This is a genomic window from Campylobacter parajejuni (assembly GCF_046764905.1).
Taxonomy (GTDB): Bacteria; Campylobacterota; Campylobacteria; order Campylobacterales; family Campylobacteraceae; genus Campylobacter_D.
Window position 1 is genome coordinate 14,064 of the sequence record NZ_JBKORB010000003.1, and the last position, 18,691, is coordinate 32,754.

Consider the following 18,691-nt stretch of genomic DNA (forward strand, 5'->3'; position numbering starts at 1 on the left):
TTAGCCCCCCCCCTTTTTTTTTTACCACTTATACCCCACTTGAGAATAAGCCATATGGGTATTTCTATCTTTGTTAAAATTTCCTCCATAACTTAGAGTAAAATAAAAATTATCTTCCAAAGGAACAATCATAGAAGCATTTAAATTTCCTTCCACTCTTGCTATGTCATAATCATCTCTTAATTCATTTGTTCCTATTTTAGAATGTAATTCTATATTAGGATTAAGATTATACTTTACTCCTGCTTGTAAAAGTGTTTTTAATTTCTCGTGCCAATCCTTATACCAGCTTATATTAGTTCTTAAACTAAAAATATGTGTATCATTAGCATAAGTCTTTTCTCCCCCAGCTATGGTTGCATCCCCTATCATATCAAATTCTTGAGTATGAGAACCTTCATAAGCTATACCTATTTCTGGGGAAATAATATGACTTTGTTTATAAAAATTGATACCTATATCAGCTCCTGCACTATAAGAATAAGTATTTGGTTCAGCCTGAGAAGTTTTAATCCCTGTTACATCAATCAGTCTTTTACTCAAATCATTTTTTAAAAGACCAAACTGAGTATTGGCTTTAACATAAACTTCATCTAAATTCTCTAAAGTATAAATACCATTATAATACTTTAAACCCACATAATAACTTCTATTATCCAAACCATAAAAATCAGAGTCGATATCGTTATCTTCATACCCTGCATAAATTCCCCACAAACCACTTTCTTCTAAAGTGCTAGCTCCTACTAAGATACCTTGAGTGTGTGCTGTATCGTCTTTGCCTTGTTCTAAGTCTATATTTGTAGAAGAAAAATAAGGCAAGATAAAAAAGCTATGGGTATAGTCTTTAGTATAAGTGCTTATATCACTTTGCAAGAGCTGATTAGCACTAGCGTATAGATTATTCTTACCATCTAGGGAAGCAAGAGAGTGAGAATTTTGCATAAGGGTAGTATTCATAGCATTATTCATAGTAGTATTGATAAAACTTGTTTTTGAATTCAGCAAAGAATGATTAGCTCTAAACAAAGCTCCTTGAGAGCTTTTCTTTAAATTTATATTTACCTTGATATTTCCTGTGTTTTTATCGTAATCAAAGTTTATATCCCCTGAACCATTACCGACAATAGAACCTATATTATCATTATTTGCACCTTGTATAATATCTTGAATATGAGTAATCTTATCAATGTCTAAATTGCTTTGATTTAAAGTGATTTTATCAAAGCTAATGCCATTAGTATTGCTCCCACCTAGCTTGATTTTATCGATTGTGCTATCTTGCTTACTATATATAAGATAATCACTTACTCTAATCTTACCTGCAATGTCCGAATTTGTAAGATTATTTCCACTACTATCTTTTCCAATATGACCTTGATTGTTAAGAGTGATGGTTCCACTGCCTGCATTGGTAATGCCTGAATTTATGGTGTCATTATTGTTTATGGTTAAGTCATAATTTGACGTTGATATTATGCTATTAATCGTTCCTGAATTTAGTATAGAACCACCAACCTGAGAAGTGCTTCCTATGGTTATTTCTTTATTGATAGTTCCTGTGTTGATGATGGAGTCTGTGATTTTGCTGCTATTTAAATTGATTTCTTCCATAATTCCATTATTGATAATAGAACCTGTGATTTGAGCGTTTTTTTGATTTATAGTTCCTTTAATAATTCCGTCATTGATGAAATTTCCTGTTAATTGTCCCAAGCCTAATCGACCATTTATCACTCCACTAGAATGATTGATGAAATCGCCTTGCATATCTAGAACTAATATATTATTTACAGCGCCCTTATTTATGATAGAACCTATGATTTTAGAGTCGGTTTCCATTGACATTATATCGCCATTAATGACACCATCATTGATAATAGAACCTATGATTTGAGAATTTTCCTTTAATACTATGTTGCCATTGATAGTGCCTGAGTTGATGATAGAACCCGTCAAAGTTCTATCTTGTTGGATGGACAAATCTGTATTAATCACTCCGCTAGATTGATTAATGATATTGCCTTGTATATTATGGATATTAAAAAGCTGTGATATCTCGCCATAGTTAATCACATCTCCTTGAAGGTTAGCTATTTCTAACGCTTCTATCTCGCCGTAATTAATCACATTTCCTTGAGCTTTTTGGGGTTGTTTGGTGTGTATTGTAAGCATTTCTATTTTGCTATGATTGCTAACATTACCTAATAAATTTCCAGTCATATTAAAAAATTCCAAATCCCCCTTATTTACAAAGGCATCTTTTTCTAAACCCACATTTAAAGAGCCATTGGGTTCTATATAAAGCATTTTTGCTGAATTTACATTGCTAATCGTTTCAGTAATATTTGTAGTGATATTGCAAGTCTGTCCGTTACAACCCCCACCTTCAAAGTCTGCTAAGGCTGAAGTGCTTAAAAGAAGCGAAGCGCAAAGAAGAGAGAATTTTAATCCCCCCCCCCCGTTGTGAATTTTTTGGATATTTATTGTTTTCATATTTATCCTTTGTTTAAAAATTTCGCAATTATACTCCAATCATTATTAATGCTATATAAAATTTGACAAAAAGCTAAAAAATGCTAAAATACGCATTTTATTATCAAAAAAGGCATAAAAATGATAAAATCTATCCCCGAATGGAGTGAGCAGGAGTATTTACTCCTTGCCTTGCCCCATAAAAACAGCGACTGGAAAGAGTATTTAGATGAAATTACAAAGGCTTATCAAAATTTTGTAAAAGCTGCGATTCCTTTTCAAAAGGTTTTGCTTATAGCTCCTAGTTATAAGGACTTTGAAGTTTTTAAGGATTTTAAAAATGTGGAATTTTTTCAGTGCGATACAAACGATACTTGGATACGCGATTTTGGTGCGATTGATGTGCTAGAAAATGGGCGTTTAAGGGCAATTGACTTTAAATTTAATGCTTGGGGAAATAAATTTCCAAGTGAGCTTGATAATGCTGTAAATTCTAAGCTTTTTAAGGATAAATTTAAAGAAGAGCTTAAAAGGGTTGATTTTGTTTTAGAAGGCGGGAGCATTGATTTTAATGGCGATGGGGTTATGCTTACAAGTTCGCATTGCTTGCTTAATGCAAATCGCAATTCTCATTTTAATAAGCTCCAAATCGAAGAAAAATTAAAAGAATTTTTTGGCTTAAAACGCATTATTTGGCTAGAAAATGGCTTTATCAAAGGCGATGATACAGACCATCATATCGATACTTTAGCAAGATTTATCGATAAAAATACCATAGCTTACTCTGTTTGTGAAGATGAAAAGGATGAGCATTATTTGCCGCTAAAAAAAATGAAAGAAGAGCTTGAAAAAACAGCCTTTAAGCTGCTAGAGCTTCCCTTGCCTAAGCCTTTATTTTACGAAAATCGCAGACTAGGGGCTACTTATGCGAATTTCGTTTTTATCAACAAGGCTTTAATCGTGCCTTTTTACGGGGATGAAAAAGATGAATTAGTAGCACAAAGATTGGCAAAAGCTTTGCCACAGCGTGAGATTATAGGAGTGGATGCAAGGGTGTTTTTGCGTCAAAATGGCTCTTTGCACTGCTCTTGCCAAAATCGCTTTAAGGGTTTAAGATGAGTTTGCAAAAAAGAGCCACACTCATAGCTAGTTTATGTGCTATTGTCTTAGCCTTAGTCAAATTTATCGTAGGCTTAGCAAGTGGCTCTGTGGCGGTGCTTTCAAGTGCGATTGATTCTTTGATGGATTTTGCTATTTCTGCCTTTAATTTTTTGGCTCTTAAAAAAAGCTCTCAAAAGGCAAATGAAAATTATAATTTTGGTTTTTCTAAAATCGAAGCTTTGATGGGTTTGTTAGAAGGCTTTTTTATAGTGGGTGTGGGGGTTTTTATTTTCTATGAAAGCATTTTGAAAATTTATTATAAAGAAGAAATTTTAGATTTAAACTCAAGCATTTATGTAATGGTTTTTGCTTTGCTTGTAACCTTTTTTCTTGTGCTTTTTTTAAATTATGTGGCTAAAAAAACTAAAAGTTTGATTATAGAAAGTGATGCCTTGCACTATAAAAGTGATTGTTTAACGAATGCTTGCACTTTAGGGGCTTTGGTGTTGATTTATTTTACAAATTTACATATTATCGATGCGATTTTTGGGATAGTTATTAGCCTTTATACGGCATTTTCTGCCTTTAAAATCATCAAAAAAGCTTTGAGATTTTTAATGGACGAAGCTTTACCTAAAGAGCAAGTAGAGATAATTTGTGCTTTGATAGCCAATAATCCTGAGATAATCTCTTATCACGAGCTAAAAACCCGCAAAACTCCAAGTTGTAATTACTTAAGCGTTCATTTGGTCTTTTGTCCTATAATCTCGCTTTTAAACGCACATAAAATTTCAGATGATATAGAAAATGGCGTTCGTGAAAGGTTTAAGGAAGAAAAATGGGATATACAAATTCATTTAGACCCTTACGATGACGCCGAACAAGAAAGGCAAAGACAATGAAAATCGCTTTAATACAGCAAAAATTCCACTCCAATAAGCAAAAAACCATAGAAAAAACTTGTGAATTTATAACTAAGGCTGCAAAAGAAGGAGCCAAGCTTGTTTGTTTAGGGGAGCTTCACCAAAGTGAATACTTTTGTCAAAGTGAAAATGTGGAGTTTTTTGACTATGCAAATGACTATGAAAAGGATGTGGAATTTTGGTCGGGTGTGGCTAAGGAAAATGAGGTGGTGCTAATCACTTCGCTTTTTGAAAAACGCAGTGCGGGGCTTTATCATAATACAGCTGTGGTTTTTGAGAAGGATGGAAGCATAGCGGGAAAATACCGCAAAATGCACATACCTGATGACCCTTGTTTTTATGAGAAATTTTATTTCACGCCGGGGGATTTGGGTTTTTCGCCTATTGATACGAGTGTGGGAAGGCTTGGAGTGCTGATTTGTTGGGACCAGTGGTATCCTGAAGCGGCTAGGATTATGGCTTTAAAAGGGGCTGAAATTTTGATTTATCCCACGGCTATTGGGTGGTTTGATAAGGATCAAATGCAAGAGAAACAAAGACAGCTTCAAGCTTGGCTTGGAGTGCAAAAAGGCCACGCCATAGCCAATGGCTTATATGTGGTAGCTGTCAATAGAGTGGGCTTTGAAAAGGATAAAAGCGGAGTAGAAGAAGGCATAAGATTTTGGGGGAATTCTTTTGTTTTTGGACCCCAAGGTGAGGAGCTTTGTCTGCTAGATAGTCAAAATGAATGCGTAAAAATCATAGAAATAGATAAAAAAAGAAGTGAAAATGTGCGTCGCTGGTGGCCCTTTTTACGCGATAGACGCATAGAATATTTTAAGGATTTGACAAAAAGATTTATTGATTAAATTTTTTAGTTTTAGGGGTTTTAAGGACTGGAATTTATAACCCTTTTTTGCTAGTTAAGGATTGTTTTAATTTGACTTAGCTTTGCTATGATGACATTGTCGCCCCAAACTTTCACTTGTGAAAGTGAAGCTATCCTTATCGCTTTAAACTTTTAAGCTTACTTCGTAGAGCAAGGATTAAACCACACGCAATTTGTCATTGCGAGACTTTAGAAAAATCAAAGCAATCCATCTGCTTTTTAAAATTAAGGGGAATATTACAAAAGCCCGTAATAGCGACTTTTGTGTCTGCTCTAGTATTGAGTGGGACTACCTTAGTTTGACTAAGTCAAATTTCAGGGTGGCTTTGCTTTTTAAATATTTTATTTTTCTATATTTTGAAGATAAGTTGCGATTTGCTCTTTTTCTTCTTTGCTTAAAGTAATGAAGCTTACTTCTTTAAGTCTTGATAAGAGTAAATTCTCTTCTAAAATTTCATTTTTTCCTATTTCCAAAGAGCTGATAACGCTAGAGCCTATGAGAAGTCTTTGTGTGGCGTTTTTTCTTAAGCCCCAGATATTGTGTATGGCAACATCGGTTTGAGAAATTTTTCCTGCATAAAGCATAATATGCCCCGGCAGATAAAGCAGACTTAGATAAGCTTTTCCAAAACGATTTAAAAAATCTTTTTTTTGCGAGTTGCTAAGAGTGCTTATATCAAAATGATTAAAGAAATTTTTTTGTGCTGCTGAATTTCTTGGCAGATAAAGTCCAAAAGCTGAAAAAATATCGCGTGTGAGCAAAGAACAATCCCTCTCAAAATCAAATCCACCCCAGCCATAAGGCAAATTTAAAACTTGCGAAAGCTGATTTTTTAAATTTTCATCACTAAATTTTAAAGGGAATTTGGCGGCATTTTTTTTGGATATTTTGTATTTTTTAGACCCTATTTTGCCATAAAAATAGTTTTTATCTTCCTTATAATAAGGATAAATCGCACCGATTCTGCTTTCAAAGAAAAAATTTCCATCATCACTAAAAACAGCTAGTTTTTCTTTTAAAGGAGTGATGAAATCTAGCTTTTCATAAATTTTTGCCCTGTGATTTGAAAAAATTTCCAAATTTTTACTTTCTACAAAACCCACTCCAACTTCACTCAATATAAAAGCATAGCGTTTGTCCTTGCTAAAATGAGAGATTAAAACAGGAGTGCCAACATTTAAAATGCTATCACTTGCATAATCAAAAGGAAAGCCTTCATTTTCAAAAAAAGGATTTTTCAAAATGGCTCTTTGAGTGGGGAGATTTTTAGAAATCGTATTTTGCACGATGAGAGCTTTTTGGTTAAGTTTGCCTAAATTTTGGGTGTTTGCATTAGACACAGCGTCTTTGAACCACGCAATTGGAATTTTTTGTTTGTTGAAAAAATAATAAGTATTTTTTGGATTTAAATACGCAGGAAAAGACCAAAAAAGATTTTGAGCCTTGTAGTTTTTAAATGAGTCGTGCCAAGGGCTAAAAAAGCGTTTTTTGTATTCTTTTGCGTTAAAATGGATATTTTGCGTAAGTTGGGGCAAGATGCTTGTGTTTTGCTCGAATTCAAGCTTGGCGTAGTTTGAATTTTCTTTTTTTTGCTCCAGTTCTGGGCTTTGGGGCGGGGTTAAATTTTTTGTTGAACAAGCGGTTAAAAATAAGAGCAAAAAACCCATATATAAGCAAAATTTCATAATCAACCTTTTAGAAAAAATAGTTATAATTAAAGCTAAGGAAAAATAATGCTTGATAAACTAGAGAAAATTTTAGCCTATGATAATGTTTTTTTAAGCGGTGGAGCTGGGGTGGGCAAAAGCTTTTTAACCCACGAACTTATCAAATCTTATAGAAAGCAAAAAAAATCAGTCGTAGCTCTTGGTTCTAGCGCTCTTTCAGCGTTTAATATAGGTGGGCTTACCTTGCACAGCTTTTTTTGTTTAGGGTATTGTGATGATATGATGAAATTAAGCGCATTAGACCGCAATCAAAAGCAAAAAGAAAAATTAGCAAAGCTTAAAGAGCTTTTAAAAACAACCGAGCTTATTATCATCGATGAAATTTCTATGGTAAGTGCGAGTGTCTTTGAGATGATAGCTTTTAGGCTTAGAAATTCTAATTTTAAGGGCAAAATTTTAGTTGTGGGGGATTTTTTTCAGTTACCTCCTGTGATTAAGGAAAAGAAAGAAAGCTTATTTAATCATTCTCACTATGCTTTTTCGTCTTTTTTCTGGCAGGATTTAAATTTTAAATACCTTAAACTCACCCAGCCTAAAAGAACGCAAAATATGGAATTTTATGCTAATTTATCTTTGCTTAGACAGGGTTTTTTAGATGAAAAAATTTTAAGTTTTTTTGAATCTTTGCGAATTGATTATAAAGAATTAGAAAATTTAGAAGATGATTATACCTTGCTTTGTGGTATCAATAAAAAAGCAAATCATATCAATCAAGAAAGGTTAAACAAACTTAAAACTCCGCTTGTATGTTTTAAGGCTGAGCTGAAAAAGGAAGAAAATAGCCTAAAAGACGAAGAGCTTGCTGCTTGGCTTAAGGGGCTAAATATAGTAGAAGAGTTAAATATCAAGGTGGGTTGTCGTATTATTTTTTGCGTGAATAATTGGGATAAAAATTATTATAATGGAGAGCAGGGGATTGTAGAAGATATTATTTATGAAGAAGAAAAAACTTATATTTCTATCCTTAAAAATAATAAAACTCAAATTTTGCTAGAGCCTTATACTTTTTTTATGGAAGAATTTGAGCAAGTAGGCAAGGAAATTATCATCAATACCCTTGCGAGTATGACCCAATTTCCCATAAAATTAGCCTATGCGATTACCATACATAAATCGCAGGGTATGAGTATAGAAAAGCTAGTTTGCGATATTGATTATATTTTTGAAAGGGGTCAGCTTTATGTGGCTCTTTCTCGTGCTACAAATCCAAATACTTTGAAAATTTATTCTGCGAAAAATATTAATTTTAGGCTTTATTTTGCTAATATTTTAAAAATAGATTCAAGTGTGAGTGATTTTTATGAAAGACACGATTTTGTAAATCTTGAATTACAAGAGCAAATCCTTTAAAGGCATTCAATGAAAAAAATATTTTTAAGTGTTTTTTTGGCTTTGAGTTTGAACGCTCAAAGTCTTGAAATAGATAAGTTAAGAACAGATTTGTATTCTAAAAGCGGAGCTAATGTTCTTAAAAAAATTGAAATTTCTTTAGAATTTGATGGGGATAATTTGAAAGAAAATGAAAATAAACTCATTGATGCTATAAATACGGTAATTTCTGGGTTTTTTTATGAAGATATTTTCACAGAAATGGGTAAAAATAATTTTAAAAAAACTTTAGAAAAATTTTTAGACAAAAAATATAAAATCAAATTAGACGATGTATATATTCTATCTTTAAGCGGGGTTGAAAAATTTGACTTAGAAGAATTTAAGCGTTTTTTAGAAAGCTCAGAAGCCAAACAAAAGGGTGTGGATAGTGAAGTGAAAAAAGCCCTTGAAAATTTAGAAGTTCCTAAAATTCAAGCTCCTCAAGTCTCCAATGTCGAAAAGGTCCCAGCTCCTAGTGTGCCAAATATAGAGACTAAGCAGGTGGAACAACTTTTCAAAGAACCAGATGAAGAAAATCAAAATGACAATGGAGAAATCAACATAGAGAATTTAAATGTGCCAAAAATAAGCCCTGATTTAGAAGAAAAAATCAAACGGGATTTGATTGCCAATCCGCCCCAAATTTTTAAGGATAATAATACAAGCTCATCCTCGCCACAAATTTTGCCACAAGGTTATGATATAAAGCTTGATGAAAATTCAACGCAAAATTAACGAACTATGTCATAATTTTGCGGAATGTGTGCCTTGAAAATTTTAGGGTCGATTTTTGGATTTTTAACCTGATTGTCTAGTTTAATCACAACATCATTTTCAAATTCGTCCTTGTAAGCTATGCTTTGAATTGTATTTTCGTAAAGTTTAATTGTGTAATTTATGTTTTCGTATTTTGCTATGAATTCATCTTTGCTTTTGGGGCTTGCTTTTTTAAAAATTTCACCAAGATTTGGGATATTATCAAGTTTAGAAAAAACAACTTGTTCTAAATCGTGTTCTACTAGGGTTATTTGATTTTTGTTAATATAAATTTCTTTTTTGCTAGGCAGCTCATAGCTCCAATACGCCTGATTTTTGTCTAATATAAAATGTCCTGAATAAGAAAGTGTGGAATTTTTGGATTTTACTATTTGAGTAAAATCGCTTGAAAAAGTGTTAAAATCAAGCTCAAGAGCGAAAATTTGCCCTATAAAAATAAAAAATATCAAGCATACTTTTTTCATTTATTTTCCTTAAAAAAATTATATTTTTTGTGTCATTCTAGCTAATTTTAATTAAATAATCGTTATAATGACAGCTTGAAAAAATTTATAAAGGTTTAAAAATGTTTTTAAATGCTTTAAAAGCTGTGTTTGGCACGAAAAACGAAAGAGAAGTGAAAAGGTATTTTAAGCGTGTAGCACAAATCAATGCTTTAGAAGACAAGTATCAAAATTTAAGCGATGATGAATTAAAAGCCGAATTTGCGAAATTTAAAGAGCAAATTTTAAGTGGAGAGAAGAAAGAAGATGATATTTTAAATGAAGTCTTTGCCATTGTTAGAGAGACAGGTAAAAGAACTTTAAATATGCGTCATTTTGATGTGCAATTAATAGGCGGTATGGTCTTGCACGAAGGCAAAATCGCAGAGATGAAAACAGGCGAAGGCAAGACCCTTGTAGCAACCTTGCCTGTGGTTTTAAATGCTATGAGCGGTAAGGGTGTGCATGTAGTTACGGTAAATGATTATTTGGCTAAAAGAGACGCCCAGCAAATGAGTGTGATTTATAATTTTTTAGGTTTTAGTGTGGGTGTGGTGCTTTCATCGCAAAATAGCGATTTAGAGCATAAGAGAGCCTATGACTGTGATATTACTTATGGAACCAATAACGAATTTGGCTTTGATTATTTGCGAGATAATATGAAATTTTCAAAAGCCCAAAAGGTTCAAAGAGAACATCATTTTGTTATCGTAGATGAAGTCGATAGCATTTTAATCGATGAAGCAAGAACTCCACTTATCATCAGCGGTCCTACAAATCGCACGCTTGATGGCTATATCAAGGCTAATGAAGTAGCAAAACAGATGAAAAGGGGGCAAAGCTTAGAGCCTAAGGATTTGGCTAAAGGAGCAAAGCAAGAAGGGGATTTTTTGGTAGATGAAAAAAACCGCTCTATTTTAATCACAGAAGAAGGAATAGCCAAGGCTGAAAAGCTCTTTGGAGTAGAAAATTTATACAGCCTTGATAATGCTATTTTAGCCCATCAATTAGACCAAGCTTTAAAGGCACATAATCTTTTTGAAAAAGATGTGCATTATGTTTTAAGAAATAAAGAAGTGATAATTGTTGATGAATTTACAGGGCGTTTGAGTGAGGGGCGTCGTTTTAGCGAAGGTTTGCATCAAGCCCTAGAAGCCAAAGAAAATGTAAAAATTCAAGAAGAAAGCCAAACTTTAGCCGATATAACCTTTCAAAATTATTTTAGAATGTATAACAAACTCGCAGGTATGACAGGAACCGCACAAACAGAAGCGACAGAATTTTCGCAAATTTATAGCTTAGATGTCATTTCAATCCCTACAAATATTCCTATTAAAAGACAGGATAAAGATGATTTGATTTATAAAACTCAAAATGAAAAATTTAAAGCCGTGATTGAAGAGATTAAAAAGGCTAATGCCAAAGGTCAGCCCGTTCTTGTAGGAACGGCTAGTATAGAACGCAGTGAAGTTTTTCACAATATGCTTGTGAAAGAAAAAATTCCCCATCATGTCTTAAATGCGAAAAATCACGAGCAAGAAGCTTTGATTATTGCTGATGCGGGCAAAAAAGGTGCTGTAACTATCGCTACAAATATGGCAGGTCGTGGCGTGGATATTAAAATCGATGATGAGATTAGGGCTTTGGGTGGGCTTTATATCATCGGCACAGAAAGACACGAAAGCCGTAGAATCGATAATCAATTGCGTGGTCGTGCAGGAAGGCAAGGGGATTCGGGGATTAGTCGTTTTTATCTGAGTTTAGAAGATAATTTGTTGAGAATTTTTGGAGGTGAGCGTATTAAAAGCATTATGGACCGCTTAGGTATAGAAGAGGGCGAAAGTATAGAAAGTAGAATAGTAACAAGAGCGGTTGAAAACGCACAAAAAAAGGTCGAAACTCTGCATTTTGAAAGCAGAAAGCATTTGCTAGAATATGATGATGTGGCAAATGAGCAAAGAAAAACTATTTATCATTACCGCAATGAGCTTTTAGATGAAGATTATGATATTAGGGCTAAAATTTCGCAAAATATAGCAGAATATAGTGCCAATGTGATGAATGATTATATGCTTGATGAAAGTGGCTCTAAGGTCAATTTTGAAAATTTACAAGCAAAAATTTTGTATGAATGCTCAACCCAGATAAGCGAAAAAGATTTTGAGAATTTAAGTGTCATTGAAATGCAAGATAAACTAAGTCAAATTCTTGAAAATTCTTATAATGAAAAGATGTCAAGACTTGAGCTTAAAGAATTGCGAAATATAGAGCGTATTTTATACTTGCAAGTTTTGGATAATGCTTGGCGTGAGCATTTGTATCAAATGGATATTTTAAAAACAGGCATAGGACTTCGTGGCTATAATCAAAAAGACCCTTTAGTGGAGTATAAAAAAGAAAGTTATAATCTTTTTTTAGAGCTTGTAAATCGTATTAAATTTGACAGCGTTAAGCTTCTTTTTAGCGTCCAGTTTAATCAAGAAGAGGCACAAAATTTAGAAAATAAAGCTAGTGAAGAAAATGAAAAGTTGCTTGAAAACTTAGTGCAAATGGGTGCAAGTGAAGATGAGCTTGGCGAAGCTGAATTTAAAAAAGTTCCACGCAATGCCCCTTGTCCTTGCCAAAGTGGAAAAAAATTCAAAGAATGTCACGGAAAAAGCGGTCCTAAGCAAGGAATTTTAGCTTGAATAAAAGCGTTTTAAAATATTTACTTTTTAAATATTTAAGATTTGATAAAGAACAGCCCTTTATCAATCTTTCTATGCTTTTGGCTTTTTTGGGTGTTTGTGTAGGACTTTGTGTTTTGCTTGTGGCTATGGCAATTATGAATGGTTTTGATAAGGAATTTGAAAAACGATTTTTTGTGATGAATTATCCCATTACCATTTTGCCTAAATTCTATGCTCCTGTAAATGATGAATTTATAGACGAGTTGAGAAAAACATTTCCAAATTTGCTATTTAGCCCCTATATAAGCACTCAAGTTGTGGCAAAGGGCGATAGCCGTTTTGAAGGTGGCATACTTTTTGGAGTGAATTTTGATGATGAAAAAAAAATCAACGAAGTAGTCGCTAAAGCTTTAAAAGATGAGAATTTAAGCGGTTTTGATATACTTGTGGGTTCAGCACTGGTTGATGAGCTTAATTTACGCAAAAACGATAAACTTTCGCTTATTTTTTCTAGTCTTAATCCCAGCGGATTTTCTTTGGTGCCGCAAACGAAGCGTTTTGATGTCAAAGCGTCTTTTAGCTCAGGGCTTATTTTTTACGATAAAGCCTATATGTATGCTGATGTAAATGCCTTAAGAAAGGTGCTTGGGGTATCTGAAATTTATGACGGGGTTCATGTATATAGTGATGATGCTTTTAAGGATGTGGAAAAAATAAAGTCCTATCTAAAAAGCGATTATGCGGTCGTAGGCTGGTGGGAGCAGAATAAAAATTTCTTTTCGGCTCTAAAGCTTGAAAAAAGAGCGCTTTTTATAGTATTAATGCTCATTATTTTGGTCGCAAGCTTAAATATAGTCAGCTCTTTGTTAATGATAGTGATGAATCGCCGCAGTGAAATCGCTCTTTTGCTCGCACTTGGTGCAAGTAAAAATGAGATAAAAAAAAGCTTTTTTGCCTTAGGTATGCTTATAGGTGGTGGCGGTATGGTGGTGGGTGTTTTGCTTGCTTTTTTTGCTTTATGGCTTTTAGGGAATTTTGATATAGTAAGCTTACCTGCTGATGTTTATGGAACGAGTAAATTACCGCTTGATTTATCATTTTTAGATTTTTCTTTGACTATTATCGGAGCTTTGATGATAATTGCTTTATCTTCTTTTTATCCTGCGAAAAAAGCAACTCAAATTAATATTTTAGATACTTTAAGAAATGAATGAAATTTTGGAGCTTTTTATTGTTCTTGTTTATTCAAAAAAATAAAAATTTTAAACCCTTAAAAGCCCTATCAAAACTTAAAATCATAAGCAATTTAATCTTTTTAGTTTTATTTTTGGTTTTATTTTGTTATTTTAGTTTTAGCATAAGTGCTTATCATTTTGATTTTAGTGTGCTTGTATCTTACAAAGAAAAATTTTTTCAAGGCTTTTTAAACACTTTGATAATAAGTTTTTTATCCTTGTTTTTAAGTATAATTTTGGGCGGAATTTTTTGTGCTTTTTCTTTAAGCTCGGTTATTTTTTTAAGATTTTTTTCTACCTTTTATATAGAGCTTATCAGGGGAACTCCTTTGCTGGTGCAAGTATTGTTGATATATTATATTATTGCCAATAACTGGGGTTTTGATAATCGCTATATGGTGGGTGCGATTATTTTAGCAAGCTTTTGCGCTGCTTATTTGGCTGAAATATTTAGAGCGGGTATTTTAAGCATTAGCATTTCTCAGCTTGAAAGCGCTAGAGCTTTGGGCTTAAAAGAGCTACAAATTTTTATTTATATAGTATTTCCTCAGGCTTTAAAGAATATTTTAGCGCCTTTAAGTGGGCAGTTTGCGAATTTGATTAAGGACAGCTCCTTGCTAAGTGTCATTGCGGTCAATGAACTTACCCAAAATGCACAAGAGATAAATTCCTACACCTTCGCCACTCTTGAAGCTTATGTGATTTTGGCTATTGCTTATCTTATTTTGACTTTGCCCATCAGTGTAATTTCTCGTTATTTAGAGAGAAAATATCAAAAATGATTTGCAAAAGCTTGACAAAAAAAGCTAATTTTGGCATAATCACATTTTTGTTTTTGTCTCGTTAGCTCAGCCGGTAGAGCATCTCCCTTTTAAGGAGAGGGCCGTTGGTTCGAATCCAACACGGGACACCATCAGGTCGCTTAGCTCAGTTGGTAGAGCGCCACCCTTACAAGGTGGATGTCATAAGTTCGAGTCTTATAGCGACCACCATATTCTTACTACTCTTATTTGGATGCAGCGGTAGTTCAGCTGGTTAGAATGCCGCCCTGTCACGGCGGAGGTCGCGGGTTCGAGCCCCGTCCGCTGCGCCACTTTTAAGGAATGATAATGTTAATTTTTGGGCATAAATTGTTACAAAATACCCATTTTCACTTTGTTGAAAACATTACAGAACTTCAAAATGATAGCATTTCTTGTATTTTTTATGATGAAAATTTAATTTCTTCTTTAAAGGCTCAAAATTTAGCTTTTGCTGTTTTAATCAAAAATAAAGATGAGATTTTTTTAGCAAGTGCCTTGGGGGCAAAATTTTTAATTTTTCAAGATGAAAATTTGGCAAAATATGCTAGTGAAGTGGCTGAATTTTATCTTTTTGATACTAAGCTTTTATTTCTTGTCAAGGAGTTAAAAAATTTGGATTATTTTTATGCCTTAAAAGTAGATGGAGTGCTTTTAAAAAGTGCCATTGATAACAATCAAAAATTAATATTTCTGTGATAAAATCGTTAGTTTAATTTTTAATCAAGGCTTAAAATGCAAAAAAAATCTTTTTTGAAAATTCATGGTTTAATGCCCTTTTTACTCGTTGCTTTTATCAATGCTTTTGTGGATTTAGGACATAAGATTATCATTCAAAATACCATTTATAAGCTTTATGAAGGAAGCACTCAGCTTTTTTTAAGTGCTTTAGTGAATGCGCTTATTTTACTTCCTTTTATTTTAATGCTTTCGCCTTCTGGTTTTTTGGCTGATAGGTATCCTAAAAATTGGATTATGAAGCTTTGCGCGGCTTTTAGCGTAGTGCTTAGTATTATCATTTGTATTTGTTATTATAATGGAGCTTTTTGGACAGCTTTTGCCCTTACCTTTGTTATGGGAATTCAAGCTGCGATTTACTCTCCTAGCAAATATGGTTTTATTAAGGAACTTGTTGGCAAGGACTTGCTTTCTATGGGAAATGGTGCGTTGAGTGCTGTGAGTATAGTAGCGATTTTAGCAGGAATGAGTCTATTTTCCTTTAGTTTTGAGGCTCTTTATAAACCAGAGTATGCAAATAGCGAAGAGCTTTTAAAAGGAGTTGCACCTTTAGGCTTTTTGTTGATTTTATTTTCTTGTATAGAATTGTTTTTAGCGTGGCGTTTGCCAAAGCTTAGAACAGGCGATAAAAAACTTGTTTTTGACAATAAGCAATATCTTAGCGGCAAACTTTTAGCAAAAAATTTAAAGCTTATTTTTGAAAATAAAGTCATTTGGCTTTGCGTGGTTGGAATTTCTTTATTTTGGGCTATTTCTCAACTTTATCTTGTGAGTTTTCCTGTATTTAGCAAAAATGAGCTTTTGGAAGAAAACACCTTTTATGTGCAAATTTCACTTGGATTTTCAGGCATAGGGGTGATTTTAGGCTCTTTGCTTGCGGGTAGATTTTCTAAAAACTATATAGAACTTGGGCTTATTCCGCTTGGAGCCTTAGGTGTTTTTTTAATGGCTTTGATTATGCCTTATTTTACGAGTTTATTGACTTATAGTTTGATTTTTTTCTTCTTTGGTTTTTGCGGTGCGCTTTTTATTATTCCTTTAAATTCTTTGATACAATTTCACGCTAGGGAGAACGAACTAGGACAAATTCTCGCAGGAAATAATTTTTTTCAAAACATTGCTATGCTTGGATTTTTACTCCTTGCGACCCTATTTGCGAATTTTAAAATAGACACTATATATTTATTTCATTTTATCAGCGTAGTGGCTTTTTTTGGAGCCTTATATGTGATTTTAAAGCTTCCTTTTTCTTTGGTTCGCATACTTTTTAGCTTGGCTTTTTTACAGCGTTATCGTTTGCTTGTAGAAGGCTTTGAAAATATACCTGAAAAAGGCGGTGCCTTACTTTTAGGAAATCATATTTCTTTTATAGATTGGGCTATTGTGCAAATGGCAATTCCTAGAAAAGTTTATTTTGTTATGGAAAGAAGTATTTATTCTAAGTGGTATATAAAGCTTTTTCTTGATAAATTTGGAGTTATTCCTGTTTCAAGCGGGGCGAGTAAGGCGAGTTTAGAATTAATTGCAAGTCGCATTAGGGAAGGTGATTTGGTGTGCTTATTCCCAGAAGGGATACTTTCTAGACACGGACAATTGAATGAATTTAAAGCAGGTTTTGAGCTAGCTTGTGCGTCTTTAAATGAAGACGAAGGAAGGATTATCCCTTTTTATATTAGGGGGCTTTGGGGAAGTGCTTTTTCAAGGAGCGATGAAGAATTTTCAGCTAGAAATAGAACCTTGAGTAAGAGAAATATTGCCATAGCTTTTGGCAAAGCTATGCCCTTACATTCAAAAAGAGATGAAGTTAAAGCTAGGGTTTTTGAGCTATCTTTTATGGCGTGGAAGTCCCAGTGTGAAGCTATGCACACTTTAGCTAGATTGTGGATAAATACTGCGAAGAAAAATTTAAGTCAAATTGCGATTATCGATACCTTAGCGGGTGCGGTTACTTACCGAAAAATGCTAAGTCTTAGTCTTATACTTAGCTCATTTATCAAGCAAAACACTCAAAGATTAAGCATCCACACCCAGCGGGGTTCTTATAGCCCTAAAGAAGAATGCGTGGGGATTTTGCTTCCCGCTTCTTTTGCAAGTTCTTTGCTAAATTTAGCTGTTTTACTTGCGGATAAGGTTGTGGTGAATCTTAATTTTACAGCAGGAGAGAAGGCTTTAAAGGCAGCGGTAAAAGAAGCGCAAATTTTTCAGCTTTATACTTCAAGAAAATTTTTAGAAAAATTAGCAAGCAAGGGCTTGAGCTTAAATTTAGATGAAAAAGTTCATATAATTTATATGGAAGATATAGTGGCTGATTTGAAAAAGCAAAAGATGAAAATTTTATCTATGATGAGCTTGGTAAGTATTTTGCCAAGCTTTATTTTAAAGGCTATTTTTGCTCCTTCTAAAAACAATCTTTCCATAGCTGCCATACTTTTTAGCAGTGGTAGCGAAGGCACTCCAAAGGGAGTAATGTTAAATAACCGCAATATTTTAAGCAATATCGCACAAATTTCAGATGTGCTTTGCACTAAAAATAATGATGTAATGCTTTCATCTTTACCGCCTTTTCACGCTTTTGGACTTAGCGTTGCTACTTTTTTACCCTTGCTTGAAGGGATTAAAAGCGTTACTTTTGCTGACCCTACTGATGCCTTAGGTATTGCTAAAGCGGTGGCTAGAAATAATGTTACTATTATGTGTGGAACCTCTACTTTTTTAGGAATTTATGCGAGAAATAAAAAGCTTGATGCCTTAATGTTTGAAAGCTTAAGAATAGTAGTAAGCGGTGCTGAAAAACTTAAAAATGAAGTAAGAACTGCTTTTGAGATGAAATTTAAAAAGAGTATTTTCGAAGGTTATGGGGCTACTGAGACTACGCCTGTGGCAAGTGTGAATTTGCCTAATCGTTTTGATGCGGATTATTGGGTGGTGCATAGAGCAAATAAAGAAGGTAGCGTAGGAATGCCTTTGCCCGGAACAGCTGTTCGCATAGTGGAGCCAAATACTTATGAAAATTTAAAGACAAATGAAGATGGACTCATACTTATAGGCGGACATCAGGTTATGGTTGGTTATCTTAATAATAAAGAAAAAACCGATGAAGTGATTAAAGAAATAGATGGGATAAGATGGTATAACACAGGCGATAAGGGACATTTAGATGAAGATGGTTTTTTGTATATAGTCGATAGGTATTCGCGTTTTGCAAAGATTGGTGGCGAGATGGTTTCTCTAGGGTCTTTAGAAGAAGAGCTTGCCAAATTTATAGACACTCAAATCGTAAAATTTTGTGCTGTGGCTTTAGAAGATGAGAAAAAGGGCGAAAGGGTGGTTTTATTAATAGAATGCGATGAGGAGTATTTTCAAGGTGTATGTGAAGCGATAAAAGGCTCGGATATGCCTGCTATTTTTAAGCCAAGCCTTTATTTAAAAGTAGAAAAAATTCCGCTTTTAGGTTCTGGAAAAGTGGATTTAAAAGGAGCTAAGGAGTTGGCGAAAACTTTGCTTGTGTAGGGTTTTATAGAAGT

The 18,691-nt window shown here is 33.7% G+C and carries 13 protein-coding genes and 3 tRNA genes; 13 read left to right on the top strand and 3 right to left on the bottom strand.

The features are described 5' to 3' along the window. Positions 1–21 precede the first annotated feature (21 nt). A complete protein-coding gene (locus ACLL8X_RS03300; protein ID WP_411989523.1) occupies positions 22–2,496 on the bottom strand; it encodes a hypothetical protein in 2,475 nt (824 codons plus the stop codon). Between the two features lie 120 nt (positions 2,497–2,616). On the opposite strand from ACLL8X_RS03300, the gene ACLL8X_RS03305 reads away from it, so the two are divergent. Genes ACLL8X_RS03305 through ACLL8X_RS03315 form a run of 3 tightly spaced genes read left to right on the top strand, consistent with a single transcriptional unit; the run spans position 2,617 to position 5,347 of the window. Beyond that, complete coding sequence (locus ACLL8X_RS03305; RefSeq protein WP_411989524.1) at positions 2,617–3,594, top strand: agmatine deiminase family protein; 978 nt, start codon at positions 2,617–2,619, stop codon at positions 3,592–3,594. Beyond that, on the top strand, positions 3,591–4,478 hold the full coding sequence (locus ACLL8X_RS03310; protein ID WP_411989525.1) for a cation diffusion facilitator family transporter: 888 nt from the start codon (positions 3,591–3,593) through the stop codon (positions 4,476–4,478). The genes ACLL8X_RS03305 and ACLL8X_RS03310 overlap by 4 nt, the downstream gene beginning before the upstream one ends. After that, on the top strand, positions 4,475–5,347 hold the full coding sequence (locus ACLL8X_RS03315; RefSeq protein WP_411989526.1) for an N-carbamoylputrescine amidohydrolase: 873 nt from the start codon (positions 4,475–4,477) through the stop codon (positions 5,345–5,347). The genes ACLL8X_RS03310 and ACLL8X_RS03315 overlap by 4 nt, the downstream gene beginning before the upstream one ends. A gap of 362 nt (positions 5,348–5,709) precedes the next feature. Here ACLL8X_RS03315 and ACLL8X_RS03320 read toward each other — a convergent pair whose 3' ends face one another. Further along, positions 5,710–7,053 carry an SH3 domain-containing C40 family peptidase gene (locus ACLL8X_RS03320; protein ID WP_411989527.1) on the bottom strand — a complete coding sequence of 448 codons (1,344 nt, stop codon included), beginning with the start codon at positions 7,051–7,053 and terminating at the stop codon, positions 5,710–5,712. 48 nt (positions 7,054–7,101) lie between these two features. Here ACLL8X_RS03320 and ACLL8X_RS03325 point away from each other — a divergent pair, with 48 nt between their 5' ends. Further along, on the top strand, positions 7,102–8,445 hold the full coding sequence (locus ACLL8X_RS03325; protein WP_411989528.1) for an ATP-dependent DNA helicase: 1,344 nt from the start codon (positions 7,102–7,104) through the stop codon (positions 8,443–8,445). Between the two features lie 9 nt (positions 8,446–8,454). Next, positions 8,455–9,201 (top strand): hypothetical protein, encoded by a 747-nt coding sequence (locus ACLL8X_RS03330; protein ID WP_411989529.1) that lies wholly within the window; start codon positions 8,455–8,457, stop codon positions 9,199–9,201. Here the strand turns inward: ACLL8X_RS03330 and lolA are convergent. Continuing rightward, a complete protein-coding gene (gene lolA, locus ACLL8X_RS03335) occupies positions 9,198–9,707 on the bottom strand; it encodes a LolA-like outer membrane lipoprotein chaperone (protein ID WP_411989530.1) in 510 nt (169 codons plus the stop codon). The two genes, ACLL8X_RS03330 and lolA, sit on opposite strands and share 4 nt — an antisense overlap. Positions 9,708–9,808: 101 nt before the next feature. Here lolA and secA point away from each other — a divergent pair, with 101 nt between their 5' ends. The 8 genes from secA to ACLL8X_RS03375 all read left to right on the top strand — a co-directional run bounded on the left by secA (position 9,809) and on the right by ACLL8X_RS03375 (position 18,677). Continuing rightward, positions 9,809–12,412, top strand: a complete 2,604-nt coding sequence (secA, locus tag ACLL8X_RS03340) for a preprotein translocase subunit SecA (RefSeq protein WP_411989531.1) — start codon at positions 9,809–9,811, stop codon at positions 12,410–12,412. After that, positions 12,409–13,608 (top strand): ABC transporter permease, encoded by a 1,200-nt coding sequence (locus ACLL8X_RS03345; RefSeq protein WP_411989532.1) that lies wholly within the window; start codon positions 12,409–12,411, stop codon positions 13,606–13,608. The genes secA and ACLL8X_RS03345 overlap by 4 nt, the downstream gene beginning before the upstream one ends. A gap of 17 nt (positions 13,609–13,625) precedes the next feature. After that, entirely contained in the window at positions 13,626–14,411 is a 786-nt protein-coding gene (locus ACLL8X_RS03350) for an amino acid ABC transporter permease (RefSeq protein ID WP_411989735.1), read from the top strand. Positions 14,412–14,466: 55 nt separating this feature from the next. Continuing rightward, positions 14,467–14,542, top strand: a tRNA-Lys gene (locus ACLL8X_RS03355). A 3-nt stretch (positions 14,543–14,545) separates the two neighbouring features. Next, positions 14,546–14,621 (top strand) — tRNA-Val (locus ACLL8X_RS03360). 24 nt (positions 14,622–14,645) lie between these two features. Further along, positions 14,646–14,722, top strand: a tRNA-Asp gene (locus tag ACLL8X_RS03365). 16 nt (positions 14,723–14,738) lie between these two features. Beyond that, complete coding sequence (locus ACLL8X_RS03370) at positions 14,739–15,128, top strand: hypothetical protein (protein WP_411989533.1); 390 nt, start codon at positions 14,739–14,741, stop codon at positions 15,126–15,128. 36 nt (positions 15,129–15,164) lie between these two features. Further along, entirely contained in the window at positions 15,165–18,677 is a 3,513-nt protein-coding gene (locus ACLL8X_RS03375; protein ID WP_411989534.1) for an acyl-[ACP]--phospholipid O-acyltransferase, read from the top strand. The last annotated feature ends 14 nt before the right edge of the window (positions 18,678–18,691 follow it).